The sequence below is a fragment of the Marinobacter lipolyticus genome (genome assembly GCF_018424605.1).
GTDB lineage: Bacteria > Pseudomonadota > Gammaproteobacteria > Pseudomonadales > Oleiphilaceae > Marinobacter > Marinobacter lipolyticus_B.
Genome location: NZ_QTKT01000014.1, coordinates 25,847 through 40,667, shown reverse-complemented (window position 1 = coordinate 40,667; position 14,821 = coordinate 25,847). Strand labels below are relative to the sequence as shown.

The 14,821-nt window shown below is 62.7% G+C and carries 16 protein-coding genes; 9 read left to right on the top strand and 7 right to left on the bottom strand.

Translation table 11 applies throughout. The annotated features are described in order from the left end of the window. Positions 1-9: 9 nt before the first annotated feature. Positions 10-798, top strand: coding sequence for an acyl-CoA thioesterase (locus tag DYI22_RS15810; RefSeq protein ID WP_213479032.1), 789 nt, complete (start codon positions 10-12; stop codon positions 796-798). Positions 799-844: 46 nt separating this feature from the next. On the opposite strand, the gene DYI22_RS15805 is transcribed toward DYI22_RS15810, so the two are convergent. The 3 genes from DYI22_RS15805 to DYI22_RS15795 all read right to left on the bottom strand — a co-directional run bounded on the left by DYI22_RS15805 (position 845) and on the right by DYI22_RS15795 (position 2,586). Next, positions 845-1,744 (bottom strand): haloalkane dehalogenase, encoded by a 900-nt coding sequence (locus DYI22_RS15805; protein ID WP_213479081.1) that lies wholly within the window; start codon positions 1,742-1,744, stop codon positions 845-847. Positions 1,745-1,869: 125 nt separating this feature from the next. After that, complete coding sequence (locus DYI22_RS15800) at positions 1,870-2,118, bottom strand: hypothetical protein (protein WP_213479031.1); 249 nt, start codon at positions 2,116-2,118, stop codon at positions 1,870-1,872. A 123-nt stretch (positions 2,119-2,241) separates the two neighbouring features. Continuing rightward, positions 2,242-2,586 (bottom strand): hypothetical protein, encoded by a 345-nt coding sequence (locus DYI22_RS15795; RefSeq protein ID WP_213479030.1) that lies wholly within the window; start codon positions 2,584-2,586, stop codon positions 2,242-2,244. A gap of 126 nt (positions 2,587-2,712) precedes the next feature. On the opposite strand from DYI22_RS15795, the gene DYI22_RS15790 reads away from it, so the two are divergent. Together DYI22_RS15790 and DYI22_RS15785 are read left to right on the top strand one after the other, a co-directional pair. Then, positions 2,713-3,813 (top strand): AI-2E family transporter, encoded by a 1,101-nt coding sequence (locus tag DYI22_RS15790; RefSeq protein ID WP_213479029.1) that lies wholly within the window; start codon positions 2,713-2,715, stop codon positions 3,811-3,813. A 124-nt stretch (positions 3,814-3,937) separates the two neighbouring features. Further along, on the top strand, positions 3,938-4,360 hold the full coding sequence (locus DYI22_RS15785; protein ID WP_213479028.1) for a peptidoglycan-binding domain-containing protein: 423 nt from the start codon (positions 3,938-3,940) through the stop codon (positions 4,358-4,360). A 70-nt stretch (positions 4,361-4,430) separates the two neighbouring features. On the opposite strand, the gene ilvD is transcribed toward DYI22_RS15785, so the two are convergent. After that, positions 4,431-6,266, bottom strand: a complete 1,836-nt coding sequence (gene ilvD, locus DYI22_RS15780; RefSeq protein ID WP_213479027.1) for a dihydroxy-acid dehydratase — start codon at positions 6,264-6,266, stop codon at positions 4,431-4,433. Positions 6,267-6,436: 170 nt separating this feature from the next. Between ilvD and DYI22_RS15775 the strand changes: the two genes are divergently transcribed. Continuing rightward, positions 6,437-7,693, top strand: coding sequence for an HDOD domain-containing protein (locus DYI22_RS15775; RefSeq protein WP_213479026.1), 1,257 nt, complete (start codon positions 6,437-6,439; stop codon positions 7,691-7,693). Between the two features lie 50 nt (positions 7,694-7,743). Continuing rightward, a complete protein-coding gene (locus tag DYI22_RS15770; protein WP_213479025.1) occupies positions 7,744-8,322 on the top strand; it encodes an LON peptidase substrate-binding domain-containing protein in 579 nt (192 codons plus the stop codon). A 24-nt stretch (positions 8,323-8,346) separates the two neighbouring features. Here the strand turns inward: DYI22_RS15770 and DYI22_RS15765 are convergent, their stop codons facing one another. The 3 genes from DYI22_RS15765 to DYI22_RS15755 are packed head-to-tail and all read right to left on the bottom strand — an operon-like array spanning position 8,347 to position 11,806. Next, positions 8,347-9,795 carry a bifunctional DedA family/phosphatase PAP2 family protein gene (locus DYI22_RS15765; RefSeq protein ID WP_213479024.1) on the bottom strand — a complete coding sequence of 483 codons (1,449 nt, stop codon included), beginning with the start codon at positions 9,793-9,795 and terminating at the stop codon, positions 8,347-8,349. Beyond that, positions 9,792-10,790, bottom strand: coding sequence for a GGDEF domain-containing protein (locus DYI22_RS15760; RefSeq protein ID WP_213479023.1), 999 nt, complete (start codon positions 10,788-10,790; stop codon positions 9,792-9,794). The genes DYI22_RS15765 and DYI22_RS15760 overlap by 4 nt, the downstream gene beginning before the upstream one ends. Further along, on the bottom strand, positions 10,787-11,806 hold the full coding sequence (locus tag DYI22_RS15755) for a GGDEF domain-containing protein (RefSeq protein ID WP_213479022.1): 1,020 nt from the start codon (positions 11,804-11,806) through the stop codon (positions 10,787-10,789). The genes DYI22_RS15760 and DYI22_RS15755 overlap by 4 nt, the downstream gene beginning before the upstream one ends. A 202-nt stretch (positions 11,807-12,008) precedes the next feature. Here DYI22_RS15755 and DYI22_RS15750 point away from each other — a divergent pair, with 202 nt between their 5' ends. The 4 genes from DYI22_RS15750 (at position 12,009) to rlmH (ending at position 14,816) form a co-directional block, all read left to right on the top strand. Then, positions 12,009-13,265, top strand: coding sequence for a glutamate-5-semialdehyde dehydrogenase (locus DYI22_RS15750; protein WP_213479021.1), 1,257 nt, complete (start codon positions 12,009-12,011; stop codon positions 13,263-13,265). 6 nt (positions 13,266-13,271) lie between these two features. Then, on the top strand, positions 13,272-13,922 hold the full coding sequence (gene nadD / locus DYI22_RS15745) for a nicotinate-nucleotide adenylyltransferase (RefSeq protein ID WP_213479020.1): 651 nt from the start codon (positions 13,272-13,274) through the stop codon (positions 13,920-13,922). A gap of 70 nt (positions 13,923-13,992) precedes the next feature. Next, entirely contained in the window at positions 13,993-14,343 is a 351-nt protein-coding gene (gene rsfS / locus DYI22_RS15740) for a ribosome silencing factor (protein WP_213479019.1), read from the top strand. A gap of 2 nt (positions 14,344-14,345) precedes the next feature. Further along, on the top strand, positions 14,346-14,816 hold the full coding sequence (gene rlmH / locus DYI22_RS15735; protein ID WP_213479018.1) for a 23S rRNA (pseudouridine(1915)-N(3))-methyltransferase RlmH: 471 nt from the start codon (positions 14,346-14,348) through the stop codon (positions 14,814-14,816). Positions 14,817-14,821 lie beyond the last annotated feature (5 nt).

Sequence of the window (14,821 nt, the reverse complement as noted above, 5' to 3'; positions counted from 1 at the left end):
GGTGAGTCGATGAACTTTGATGACGTGCTGGCAGCCGGCAGGACCGGGAATCCGCTGGTTTTTACCTCAGACTGGGCGCAGGGGCGGGCGACCTTCGGCGGTATTATTGCCGCACTGGTGTTCGACCGGATGGAGTCCGTGGTGGCCGGTGGGCGCGCCATGCGGTCCATGCAGGTCTCGTTTGTAGGCCCGGTAACGCCCGACGTGCCGGTAGAGATCGACGCTGAAATTCTGCGGGAGGGCAAGGCTGTCAGTCAGGTTCAGGGCCGCATTCTTCAGGACGGTGAGGTGAAACTGGTGTGCCTTGCCAGTTTTGGCGGTGACCGGGAATCGGCGGTGGCGGTGAATCCACTGCCGGCGCCGGAAGCCACGGCCGTGGATCAGTGTCAGGGCCTGCCCTACATCAAGGGAATGACCCCGGAATTCACCCAGCACATTGAGATGCGCTGGGCCTTCGGCGCATTCCCGTTCAGCGGCAAGGGCGGACGGGAGATGGGTGGCTGGATGCAGTTCCGTGAGCCGCCCGAGGTGATGACCGACGCTCACATCGTTGCTCTGGTGGATGCCTGGCCGCCGGCACTGCTGCCGCACCTGAGTGAACGGGTGCCGGCCAGCTCCCTCAGCTGGGCGCTGGACATCATGCATCCGCGACCGGCCATTGCGCCCGGGGATTGGCTGCTGTACCGGGCGTCGATTGATCAGGCCGGCTCGGGCTACGGGCATACCCAGGCCGGTATCTGGACTCAGCAAGGGGAGTTGGTGGCACTGAGCCGGCAGACCGTGACGGTTTTTGGTTAAGCGCTCGGTTAAGCGTTTGGAATGAGTGAACGCGAGCTGGCGGGCCTCAGGCCGCCAGCTCGGATTTCAGCGCGTCGTTGATGATGCGCGCAAAGTCCTCCGGGGAATCTTCCTGCAGAAAATGTCCGCCGCTGAGGGTGATGTGGGGCTGGCCGAACGCCCCGGGAATGCGTCTTTGCATGTGGCGATCCCCGCCCCGGGTGATCGGATCCCCACTGCTAAAGCAGGTAATAAACGGCTTACGCCATTTCTCCAGCACTTTCCAGGCGGCCCGGTTGGCCTCGCTGGCGGGATCGTCCGGCGTGACCGGCACCAGTTTCGGGAACGCCCGGGCGCCGGCCTTGTACTCGGCACCGGGGAACGGTGCTTCGTAGGCGGCCAGTTCGGCCTTGCTCAGGGTACGTTCGGTGCCCAACTGGACAATCCGGCCGACCGGAAACCAGGGGCTGTGAGTGGCAAAGGCCTTCCACAGCGTAAAGATCGGCGGAATGGCGCTCTCTCCGGTCGGCAGCATGCCGTTGCCCACGATGATGCGCTGGAAACGGCGCGGATTTTCCGCCGCCAGCCGCAGCCCCAGTAACGAGCCCCAGTTCTGGCACACCAGTGTGACATTGGTAAGGTCGAGGGCTTCCAGCCAGCGTGTCAGCCAGCCAATGTGGCCTTCGTAACTGTAGTCGCTGACAGCGGCGGGCTTGTCAGACTTGCCGAAGCCGATCAGATCGGGCGCCAGAACGCGATGCCCTGCTGCGGCAACCAGCGGAATCATGTGCCGGTAGAGATAAGACCACGAGGGCTCGCCATGGAGCATCACCACCGGCGCTGCGGCGGCGGGACCTTCGTCCACATAGTGCATCCTCAGATCCGGCTCGAGATCCAGATAATGCGGTGCAAAGGGGTAATCCGTGAGACCCTCGAAGCGGGTCTCGTCGGTTCGCAGAATACGCATGCCCATCGACTGTCCTGACTGAGTGGTTGCGTGGCTGAAATGGTGTCAGCCTGAACTCAGAACAGGATAAATCAGATGGGAATTTTCTGTGTTTGGTTTAGGTAACAGTGCGTTGCCGGATTGAATCAGGACGCGATCCGGAACAGCAGCTCGGGGTCGTCGAGCGTTGACAGGGCCTGGTCGCAGCAGTTCACCGCCCCACAATCGTCGGCGGAGCAGAGGCCGATAATCTGGCAACAAAAGTCCTTGAAGCGTTCGCCGTCGTTACGAATCAGGCGTGCGCGGGGCAGGGTGGAGTGGCAGTGTCCGCAAAGCAACATTGGCACGGCGCTCCCTTCCGCGGCAATGGCGTTGTAATGTTCCTGTTGAATCATGGTAGACCTCCTCAGTATCCCTAACATAAGAGTGCCGTATGACAGTTCCAAGACGGCGGACCCTGCAGTAACCGATAAACAGGTACGTGCCGGTGTCCACTAACGTTCACTATAGGCCAGGCATCAGGTATCGGCATCCGGAAGTGGGCGACGGTTGGAGCGTTTGTCCTCCCAGTCGAGTTCCTTCGGGTTATACCAGCCGATACGGTCCAGCACCTTGTCCCGGGTCGCCGGCGACAGCGTCGGCCAAAGGTCCTGAAACTCCTCCAGGCCCAGCTCACGCTGTTTCTGCTGTTTGCTCTGCAGCCGGCGGATGATGCGCGGCAGGTGCAACGCCTCGCCCAGTTGGCCGGGTACCAGCACCTCCTGCCCCATCACCTTGCGGCGGTGGGTGCGGGCTGCGAGCACGCGGTGCAGGGCGCTGGCGGCGTCCAGGGCGGTTTCGGTGCTGAATTCGTCGTCGTGCAATGGGTTGACCTGTTTTATTACTGATCAATAACCGACCACTATACCTGCAAAAAGGCGGCAGTGGCCACGGGGCGTGTTAGGCTTAGGCCTGCCAACCGGAAATCGTCATCGGGGAACGCTGTAGGTATGTACGCAAAACTGGAAACACGGACTTTTCTTGCTCTGCTGGTGGGGGTCTCCCTGGCTTTCATTCTGCTTATGAAGCCGTTTTTTGGGCCGATTTTCTGGGCGGTGGCCATTGCGCTGATTTTTCACCCGGTGCGGGAAGCCCTGTCCCGAAAGTTGGGTGACCGGCCCAATATTGTGGCACTGCTGACGCTCACCATCTGCATGGTGATCGTGGTGATTCCGGTGGTTATCCTGGTGACGTCCCTGGTTGCCGAGGGGCTGGGGCTTTACCAGAAGATCCAGAGCGGCGAGATCCGTCCCGGGCAGTACATTGACCAGATCAATCAGTCCTTCCCTGCCATTGAGGCCTTCCTGGCCCAGTTCGATATCGACTTCGGCCAGCTGCGGGACCGTGCCGTCAGCATTTTTGTGGGCGGCAGCCAGTTCCTGGCGAAACAGGCGCTTGGCCTGGGCCAGAACACCTTCCAGTTTTTTCTCGGTCTGGCGCTGATGGTGTACCTGGCGTTTTTCCTGCTGCGCGACGGCAACAAACTGGTGGACCTGCTGATCCGCGCGTTGCCACTGGGCGATGCCCGCGAGCGCCTGTTGTTCGCCAAGTTTGCGGAAGTGACCCGCGCCACGGTGAAGGGCAATCTGTTGATCGCCATCATTCAGGGCGCCCTTGGCGGTCTGATCTTCTGGATTCTGGGGATTACCGGCGCTCTGCTCTGGGGCGTTGTGATGGCCATTGTGTCGTTGATCCCGGCCATCGGCGCCTCATTGGTCTGGGTGCCGGTGGCGGTCTATCTGGCGGCGGTCGGAGAGGTGGTGCCGGCGATTGTGCTGGCGGCCTACGGCGCCGTGGTCATCGGGCTGGCCGATAACGTTCTGCGCCCCATTTTCGTGGGCAGGGATACCAAGCTGCCGGACTACATTGTGCTGTTATCCACCCTTGGCGGAATAGTGATGTTCGGCATCAACGGGTTTGTCATGGGGCCACTGGTGGCAGCGCTGTTCATGGCCTTCTGGGGCATCTTTATCCGGGAGTTTGGCGGCGAGTCGGCCGTCGCCCCGACAGACCTTCCGGCGCCGCAGCAAAACCGGAACGATGGCGTTTAGGGCGCCGGTGAGCGAAAGTATGTTAGGCTTTTGCGTGCATGCCGTCCCAGTGGGGACAGGCGCCACACCCATAAAAAGAAGAACTGGTACCCAGGTGGTATCAGGCGAGTTCCAGGAGAATTCCATGCGCTTGAAAACATCGACAAGAAACCCGCTGGCTATTGCAGCGCTGACCGCCGCGCTCGCGTTCGCTGCAGCCCCCGCGGCCGCGGCGGACGATACCGTTGCCCTCAAGAACGCCCTCTACGGTGCCGGCTATGAAGTGGGCAACGTCAACAGTACGATGGACGAGGCCACCCGCTCTGCGCTGCGCTCGTTTCAGCAGGATCAGGGCCTGGAGGCGACGGGGGAGCTGAACGAGGCGACCAAGGCGGCGCTGGGTATGGTGCCGATGGATGAGGCGGCGTCCCAGCCGGCCGAAGCTCCGGCCAATGCCAACACCAGCGCCGATACCGGTGCCTCTGAATCGACGGCGGAAACCGAGGCTGCGCCGGAGGAAGACGATGCGGTGGAAGAGGACGACGACGGCGGCTGGTCGCTGTTCTGATCCTTGACCCATTAAAAAAGCCCGCCTGGGGTAATGCCTGAGCGGGCTTTTTTGTGGGCGGCAACCGGCCTCAGTCGAGCTTGCTGAGATCTCTGACCGCGCCTTTGTCAGCGCTGGTGGCCAGCAGTGCATAGGCCTTGAGCGCCGCAGACACCTTGCGATCCCTCGCCAACTCAGGCTTCCAGCCCCGGCTGTCACGCTCGGCGCGGCGACGGTCCAGTTCGTGCTGGTCCAGTTCCACGTTGATGCTGCGGTTGGGGATGTCGATGCGAATTAAATCGCCGTTCTCGATCAGTCCAATCGCACCGCCGGCGGCAGCTTCCGGCGACGCGTGGCCAATGGAGAGCCCGGAGGTGCCGCCGGAGAACCGGCCATCGGTCAGCAGGGCACAGTCCTTGCCCAGGCCCTTGGATTTGAGGTAGCTGGTCGGATACAGCATCTCCTGCATGCCGGGACCACCCTTGGGGCCCTCGTAGCGGATGATGACCACTTCGCCGGCCTTCACTTCGTCGCTCAGGATTCCGGCAACCGCGGAGTCCTGGCTTTCGAAAACGCGGGCCCTGCCTTCGAAGACATAAATGCTTTCGTCCACCCCGGCGGTTTTGACCACGCAGCCGTCCAGGGCGATATTGCCATAGAGCACCGCCAGACCACCCTCGGCCGAGTAGGCGTGTTCCACCGCGCGGATGCACCCGGTTTCCCGGTCACCATCCAGCGACGGCCAGCGTGTGCTCTGGCTGAACGCCGTCTGGGTCGGGATGCCGGCCGGGCCAGCCTTGTACATCTCCACCACTTCAGCTGGCGGCTTGCGCATGATGTCCCAGGTTTCCAGGGCTTCGCGCATGGTCTTGCTGTGCACCGTCGGCAGATCGGTGTTGATCAGCCCGCCACGCTCCAGCTCACCGAGAATCCCCATGATGCCACCGGCACGGTGAACGTCTTCCATGTGGTATTTGGGGGAGTTGGGGGCCACCTTGCAGAGCTGGGGCACCTTGCGGGAGAGCTGGTCGATTTCGTTCAGAGTGAAGGGCACGCCGCCTTCCTGCGCGGCAGCCAGCAGATGCAGAATGGTGTTGGTGGAGCCGCCCATGGCGATGTCCATCACCATGGCATTCTCAAACGCGGCCATGGAGGCAATGCTCAGTGGCAGCACACTGGCGTCGTCCTGCTCGTAATAGCGTCTGGCATTCTCCACAATCTGTCGGCCGGCCTTCAGGAACAGCTGTTCCCGGTCGGCGTGGGTGGCCAGCAGCGAGCCGTTGCCCGGCAGTGCCAGACCGATGGCCTCGGTCAGGCAGTTCATGGAATTGGCGGTGAACATACCGGAGCAGGAGCCACAGGTGGGGCAGGCACTGCGCTCGTATTCGGCCACGGTTTCATCATCGGCGTTGGGGTCGGCGGCAATCACCATGGCGTCCACCAGGTCAAGCTTGTGCTCGGACAGCTTGGTCTTGCCGGCCTCCATCGGGCCGCCCGATACAAAGATGGTCGGAATGTTGAGGCGCATGGCGGCCATCAGCATGCCCGGGGTGATCTTGTCGCAGTTGGAGATACACACCAGCGCATCGGCGCAGTGGGCGTTGACCATGTACTCCACCGAGTCGGCAATAATCTCGCGGGATGGCAGGGAGTACAGCATGCCGTCGTGCCCCATGGCGATCCCGTCGTCCACGGCGATGGTATTGAATTCTTTGGCAACACCACCGGCCGCCTCGATTTCGCGGCAGACCAGCTGGCCCAGATCCTTCAGATGAACGTGGCCGGGAACGAACTGGGTAAAAGAGTTGGCAACCGCAATGATCGGCTTGCCGAAATCGTCATCTTTCATGCCGGTGGCGCGCCAGAGCGCACGGGCACCGGCCATGTTACGGCCTGCGGTGGATGTCCGCGAACGATACTGAGGCATGGGCTTCTGGTCTCTCTGTTGTTGCCTGTGTTCAGAATGGAAGGGGCAAAGGATACCAGATTCGACCCTGATCGCATGGTTGTTTTGCGGGTCCGTGTTTACAATAGGTAACGAAGGGAAAGAACCGTAGCGTCTGGATACGGAAACGAGCGCCGTTAAAGGAGATGTTTATGGCTGGCCAGGAAAGCCTGCCGCTGAGTCGCCTCAGACAGTTTCAGCCGCTGAACCGGCTGACGGATGAACAGCTGGTTGTTCTGGCCAGCCGTGCCGAGCGCAGGGTTCACGGCCCGGGTCAGAAAGTGGCGGAACGGGGTGTTCGTGACGGCATGGACCTGTTCCTGGTGGCCGGAGTGGTGGAACTGGAATCCGCGGACGGTCGCAAATCGCTGATTGATGCCGACGGCGAGAAAGCCGTCAATCCCATCGCTCGCTTGCAGCCGCGCATGTATAACGTGACGGCGGTGCGCCCATGCGAGTTGCTGGTGGTGGAACAGGATATTCTCAATCAGTTACTGCGTGCCGCGCCTGTTCGTCAGGCGGAAATGGAGGCGGGCGATGATGTCGACAGTGGGGAGAGTGAGGAACACCATCTGCTGATGGAGTTCTACGCTGAATTGCGCTCCAATCAGATCAGCCTGCCCAGTGTGCCGGATGTGGCCTGGAAGGTGCGCCGTCTCGTGGATCGCGACGACTCCAGTGCCAACCAGGTCGCACAGGGGGTGGCGGCGGATCCGGCGATGGCGGCAAAGCTGGTGCGCGCCAGTAACAGTCCCCTGTACCGCGGGTTCAGTGATGTCCGCAACGTGCGCGAGGCGGTGGTCAGGCTGGGGATGCGCACCACCCGTCAACTGGTCACCGTGTTCGCGCTGCGGGAAGTGTTCAAGACCCGGCAGCCGGCGCTGCAGAAAGAAATGGATCGGCTCTGGCGCCATTCCCGTGAGGTCGCGGCCCTGAGCTGGGTGTTGGCCGACGGTGCTACGCGCCTGAACCCTGAGGAAGCCATGCTGGCGGGGTTGCTGCACGATATCGGGGTGGTGCCGGTGCTGGTTCAGGCGGAACATCACGTTAACCTGTTTGCGGATCAGGCCAATCTGGCCCATGCGGTAGCGGAACTTCGTGCGGACGTGGGCACGGCAATGCTGGAGAGCTGGTCGTTCCCCGCCTCGTTCACCGAAGCGGTTCGCCACGCCGAGGATTGGGGCTATGAGAGCCGTGATCCCGAGCCTCAGTTGGTGGATGTGGTGATTGTCGCCCAGTTGCACTCCATGATCGGTTCCAGTCAGAATGCCAGTTTGCCCGCATTTGACGAGGTACCGGCCTACCGGAGACTGGGCGAACTGGAACTGAATGCATCGCGCAGCCTGCAGCTGCTGACGGAAGCCCGCGCGAGGGTGGAAGAGGTTCACAAGCTGCTGTCGATACACTGAGGCTGCATGATGGTAATTTCGGAGCTAACTCAAAGGTGCCCGTTGTCCCGATGAACGTACCCCTCTTTCCATTGAACTCGATCGTATTGCCGAAAGGGCGGATTCCTCTGCAGCTGTTCGAGCCCCGTTACATCGACATGCTGACCCGCTGTTTGAAGGAGGATCGGGGCTTTGTCGTGGTGCTGCTGCGTGAAGGTCTGGAAACCAAGAAAGAGGCGGCCTTCTACGATATTGGCACCTACGTCCGCATCATCGATTTCCAGCAGCTTGAGAACGGCCTGCTGGGCATCACCGTGGAAGGGGAGGGCAAGGTGTCGGTGGTGCGCAGCTGGCAGGCGCCGGACGGTCTCAACCTTGGCGATGTCGAATGCCTGATGGACGAGGCCGAATGCGAGGTGCCCGAACGCTATACCGAACTGCCTTCTGTGCTCAGAGCGTTGTTCCGGCATCCGGTTATCCGTGATCTGGACATGAAGGTCGACTACCAGGACGCCCGTGACGTGGGCTGGCGGCTCACCGAGTTGCTGCCGCTGGACAAGCAGGAAAAGCAGCGGTTGGTGGAACTGCAGGACCCGCTGGCGCGCCTGAGTCGGCTGCAGACGCTGCTGGAAGCGCTCGAGCAGGACTGACACGCCCGCTCCCCGGCGGCATCGTCAGAGCGGAGAGTAGAACAGAACGGCCTCGGGCCAGCGCTGCCAGACATAGAAGGCGGTACAGCCTCCCCAGGCCAGGGCCGCCGCAACGAACGACACATCCGCCGTCAGCGGCACGCGGTCGTATCGGCTGTAGCTGGCGCGGATATAACCGGTTATCGCCAACCCCAGAAGCAGCCCCCCCACCACATCGGTAAACCAGTGGACCCCGAGATAAAGCCGGCTCACCGCCACTAGCACGATCGGCGCGCTGAACAGCAGATAGGTCCGCCAGCGCTTGCGATGACGGCCTTCGCGGGCGACGAAGCTGGCCAGCAGGGTGCAGAGTACCGTGATGCCCGCCGTGTGGCCGCTGGGGAAGGCACCGGAGGCGGGCGGGGCGAGCACTGCGTCAGGTCGTGGAATGGCGGTGGCGGTTTTCAGCAGCCACACCACGGCGAACGTAACCACGGCCGCCAGCATGACATGCACTGCCGCGCCATAGAAGCCGCGGAACCCCAGGGCCAGGCACAGCAGACCTGCGGCAGCCATCAGTACCGGTAGGTCGGCGATGACCGTCAGAAACACCATGAACGGATCGAACAGCGGATAGCGCAGCACCGAAAACCACTGGGCAACCGCCTGGTCAAACGGTTGCAGCAAATGCGTGCCGGTGGTGAGCAGGCCCCAGATCAGGAAAAGCGCGGTGGTGCCCAGGGCAAGAGAAAGTGAGGGCAGGGGAAACTCGCCGGCCTGGGCGGGGCGTTCGCTGGAATAAAGCCGCCAGAAGCGGTGCGTGGCGTCGTAGCGCGCCATACGTTCGGCCAGCCAGAGGTAAGCCTTGCTGTCGTGACCAAGGCCGAGCTGGAAGCGGAACACCGTGAGATAGATCAGTAACAGGGTGCCCAGGCTGATGGCAAGAACCGGGTAGAAGTGGGCCGGCGGCTGCATGTCCGACGCCAGCGCACTGCCCACCAGATAACCCGGGATTACGTAGACCGGCGCCCAACCAGCAGCTGACGCCAGATTGAACGCCAGGAACCGACGCCAGGGCATCAGTAACGCCCCGGCAACCAACGGGATCACCGGGCGCACCGGGCCGACAAATCGCCCGATCACCACGCTGATGCCGCCGTACTGGTAAAAGAAGTTCTCGCCCTTTGCGATGATCCGCGGGTAGCGGCTCAGCGGCCAGACCCGGTCGAGTTTGCCCTGACACAGGCGGCCGAGGGCGAAACTGACAAGATCACCGAGAATGGCGCCCATTGCGGCCCAGAACAGAACCTCACCCAGTGGCATGCTGACCTTGCCCGCCAGCGCCGCAACCGCAAAGATGATGGCCACGCCGGGGATAAGGATGCCGGCAATGGCCAGCGATTCTGCAAACGCCGTTGCAAACATGGCCACGGCGAGCCATTCCGGGTTGGCGGCGAGCCAGGCGGAGAGCGACGTCAGCCAGTTGCCACTCATGACCCGGTGGCGTCTCCCGGCAGGAACCAGACCGAATCGGCGCCGCGTTTACGGGCCTCTTCCATGGCCTGCCGCGCGCGCTTGCGCAGCGTGTCGGTGCGGGTGTCGCCCGAGCCTCTGGTCGTGCAGCCGAGGCTGACGGTGGCCTTGCCGACCACTGGCCAGTTGTGTTCGGCAATGGTTCGGCGGATACGTTCGGCGCTCACGCGGACACCTTCCTCCGGCGTGAACGGCAGGATCAGGAAAAACTCCGACTGATCGAGCGTGTATAGCGTATCCCCGGCGCGAATCACGCCGAACAGGTGCTGGGTAACGTCGCGGAAGAGCGTCTGCAGCCCGTTTTTGCCGTGCAGGTCTTCGGCTTCGTCGGCGTAATCAATGGCAAGGGTGATGACCGAAAGACTGTGCCCGGTGGCGATGGCGCGGCTGATCTCTTTCTGCAGGGTTTCATCCAGAAAGCGGGCGTTATGGGCACCCGTCACCGGGTCGGTGATCGCCAGATCCTCGGCAGACTGGGCCATGTGGTTATAGTGCCAGATGTACAGTGAGCCGATGGTGATCAGGGCCAGGCCGCCGGTCAGCAGTGTGAGTGCGGGCTGGAGCGGCTGACTGAACAGCAGGAATCCACCCAGTGCCAGCAACAGCAGCAACGACAGGATGACGCCCTGGCGCAGGGGCAGAATCAGCAGGTTGAGCAGGATCAGCGGCATGCTCCAGTGGCTGATGCCCGGCGCTTTCATGGCGTACATGGCCGCCACCAGGCCGCAGTTGAGCGCCGCCAGTATGATCAGGTGGCCCGGGGCCGAAAGCTGATGCCGCCGGCACAGAAACGTGTAACCGGCGCCGGCCAGAGTCAGTGCTGCCATGCCAGCGGCCAGATAGAACAGCCCGTAAAAGCCGTAACGCAGGTTCTGGAAGGCAAGGCTGGCGATGAACAGGCTGGCCAGGCAATAACCGGCCAAATGGGTGTACGTGCGCAGGCGGGTCTCGGTCATGCGGCGGGCCCTCCGGTTTCGGATTCCGAGGTGGCAGACGCGGGGTGTGACCAGGCACTGTAGGACTGTGCCCGGTTACCGCCCTGCAGTTGGGCCCGTCGCAGGGCGTTGGCCGCGGACTGTTGCAGGCTGTCAGCGTTGTCGCCGATGTTGAGGCCGGCAATGCCTGCGCTCACCGTCAGTTCCAGGCCGTGGGACACCAGCAGTGCCCGCAGGCCCTTGCGGATGGTATCGGCGCGTGCGGCGGCGTCGGAGGTGGAGATGCCCGGCAGGATGATCAGAAACTGCAGGTCGGCCACTCGGTAATAGGTGTCGAAATCCCGCAGTTGGGAGTGCAGATAACGACCGATGCGGGGGAGAATGGAGCGAATATCGGCATCGGGATCGTTGTCGCTCAAGTGCGTATCCAGGCCGATCATGATGAGCGACATCTCGGTGCCCTCACGCTCGCTGCGCTGGATCTCTTTGTGCAGGTCGGCGGACAGGTATTCGCGGCTGGCCGCCTGGGTCAGTTCGTCGGTGCGACGCAGCGGCGCCAGTTGGCGGGATTTGTACTCCCGCAGAAACACCAGCAGTGCGGACAGCATGATGGTCAGCAAGAACGCGCTGATCATCTGATGGCGTTCCGGCAGCCCCGCTGACCAGTGGGTGGCACCCATGGCCAGGAGCGAGCACACCAGGGTCACCAGCGACGCCCAGGTCAGTGACAGCAGTGCAAACGCCAGCAGGGGCGCGCCGTACAGCCAGTGCACCAGGCTCCAGGGGCCGGCCCACAGACTGCTGGCCAGCAACATCAGCAAGCCGCAGAACACCAGCCGGTTAACCACCGGCCACGGCGCGTCGGCCCGGTGTGGATGAAACGCGCGCCCGGTGAACACCAGAGCGGCAGCGGTCACCGCAGTGACCGCGGTCAGGGAGTCTCCGGACAGGCCCGCCAGAACTGCAATCGCCACCAGGATAACCACTCCGGCGCGCGACAGGCGGCTCAACAGGAATTTTTCGGCCAGCTGGGCCATAGTATCCATCCTCTCCCGGACATCCATTTGTTTCAGCATACCGCAGGTTGCGGGGAATAGCCTGCGCCGGTCGCCGTTCAGTGAGTGGCGGGCAAATCCACCAGCAGCGGTATAATAATGGTTTGGGATGCGTACTTGAATCGGGAAAGGTAAAGTTACTGCCTGAATTGTGATTCTGGCTATCAAAACGAAAGGTAAACGAATGGATATTGCAGCTTACATGGCTGGCGTCGGGCAACAGGCGCGGGTGGCAGCCACCGCCGTGGCCCGTTCAACCACGGCAGTGCGCAACCGTGCCCTGCTGGCGACCGCCGAGGCACTGGACGCTGCCCGCGCCGAGCTGGCCGCGGCCAACGCAAAGGACCTTGCCCGCGGGCGCGAGAACGGTCTTGATTCCGCCATGCTGGATCGTCTGGAGCTGACTGCGCCGCGCATTGATACCATGATCGAAGGTCTGCGGCAGGTTGCTGCGCTGCCGGACCCGATTGGCGTGATTACCGATATGACCTACCGTCCGTCGGGCATTCAGGTGGGTAAAATGCGGGTGCCCCTGGGTGTCATCGGCATCATCTACGAATCCCGCCCGAACGTGACCGTGGAAGCCGCCAGCCTTTGCCTCAAGTCCGGCAACGCCACCATTCTGCGCGGGGGCTCGGAATCGATCCATTCCAACCAGGCCATTGCCGCGTGCCTGGCCCGCGGGCTTGCAGAGGCAGGTCTGCCGGAAGCGTCGGTGCAGGTGATCAGCACCACTGACCGCGCCGCCGTCGGCGAGCTGATTACCATGCCGCAGTATGTCGATGTGATCGTACCCCGCGGAGGCAAGGGGCTGATCGAGCGCATCAGCCGTGATGCGCGGGTGCCGGTCATCAAGCACCTGGACGGGGTGTGCCACGTTTACATCGACAGTCATGCCGATCCCGAAAAGGCCCTGAAGGTGGCGGTCAACGCCAAGACCCATCGCTACGGCACCTGTAACACCATGGAGACCTTGCTGGTGGACGTCGAGATCGCCGATGATATGCTGCCGCTGCTGGCCGGCGCGTTCGCGGAAAAGGGCGTGGAGCTGAGGGGGTGCGAGCGTACCCGGGCGATCGTGCCGTCAGTAACCGCCGCCACCGAGGCAGACTGGGAGGCGGAATACCTGGCACCGATTCTGGCAGTGCGCGTGGTGGACGGCCTGGACGGTGCCATCACCCACATCAACCGGTACAGTTCCCAGCACACGGACAGCATCATCACCGAGAATTACACCCGGGCCCGTCGCTTTATCACCGAGGTGGATTCCAGCTCCGTAATGGTGAATGCCTCCACCCGCTTTGCCGACGGCTTTGAATACGGGTTGGGCGCGGAAATCGGCATCTCCACCGACAAGATCCACGCCCGCGGTCCGGTGGGCCTGGAGGGGCTTACGTCCCAGAAGTACGTGGTTTTCGGCGACGGCCACGTGCGGACCTGATTGGCCATGCACGTGATCTACGGCGGTACCTTCGACCCTGTTCACCACGGCCACCTGCGGCTTGCTATCGAGCTCAGGGACCGGCTCGGTGTTGACGAGGTGGCGCTGGTGCCCTGCCACATCCCGCCTCATCGGGGTGAGACCGGCGCGACCAGTGAGCAGCGGTTGCGGCTGCTGGAACTGGCGATCGCCGGCGAGCGCGGGCTGACGGTTGACGACCGCGAACTGCGGCGGGCGGGCGCATCCTATACCGCCGACACCTTGCGGCAACTGCGCGCCGAGCTGGGTGAGCACGAGCCGCTGGTCATGGTGGTCGGTACCGACGCCTTTGCCGGTTTCGACCGCTGGCGTGAGTGGGAAGCGATTCCGCAGCTCGCCCATGTGGTGGTGGTTCGCCGCCCCGGGCCTCAGCTGAACCCGCAGAGCGCCGCGGCAACGCTGTTGCGCGAGCGCGCCGCGGAGGAGCCGCAAGACCTTCACGCGGCCCCCTGCGGTCGCTTTCTGGTGCTGGATCCGCCCCTGCTGGATATTTCCGCGACCGGCATCCGTGCGCGGATCGCAGACGGTCGATCGCCGCGCTACCTTCTGCCCGACCCGGTCTGGCGGGAAATTTGCCGTCTCGGGCTCTACGGCGCGTGCCCTGAGGGCGGGTTTTAGTGCTACAATCGCAGCTGAATATGACTTTTCGGGTGGCCGCAGATGCCGTCACCCGTCCGACAGGGTGATTATGCAGGCTGAGCAACTGAAAGATCTGGTGATAAGTGCACTTGAGGATGTTAAAGCACAGGATGTGAGTGTGATTGACGTTCGGAACCGTACCAGCGTTACCGATTACATGGTGCTGGCGTCCGGCACGTCCAACCGTCACGTGAAGTCCCTGGCGGAGTCTGTTGTCGCCGAGGCGAAAGAGCAGGGGGTTCGCGCCAGCAATGTTGAGGGCAGCAACGTCAGCGACTGGATTCTGGTGGATCTTGGCGACGTGGTGGTGCACGTGATGATGCCGGCCACCCGCGAGTTTTACGATCTTGAGCGCCTCTGGCGCGATGCCCCGGATCTGGGTGTTGCAGGCAGCGAGTAAAAATGAGGTTACGTCTGATCTGTGTGGGGCAGAAAATGCCCGACTGGGTCAGCCAGGGTTATAACGATTACGCGCGCCGAATGCCGCCGGAACTGCCGCTTGAACTGGTAGAAATTCCCATGGCCCATCGCGGCAAGAATCCGGATATCCCCCGGCTGATGCAGAAAGAGAGCGACGCAATCCTGGCCGCCGCCGGTACGCGGGATCGTGTGGTTGCGCTGGAAGTGGGTGGGCGGCCCTGGTCGACCGAGAAGCTGTCCAGCCAGCTCGAGCTCTGGCAGCAGGACGGTCGCGACGTGAGTTTTCTGGTTGGTGGTCCGGATGGCCTGGCAGATGCCTGCCGCCAGCGGGCTGACCAGCTCTGGTCCCTTTCGCCGCTGACGCTGCCCCATCCGCTGGTAAGAATCCTGCTGGCCGAGCAGCTCTATCGCGCCTGGACGATTACCCGCAACCATCCCTATCATCGCGCTTAGGACAC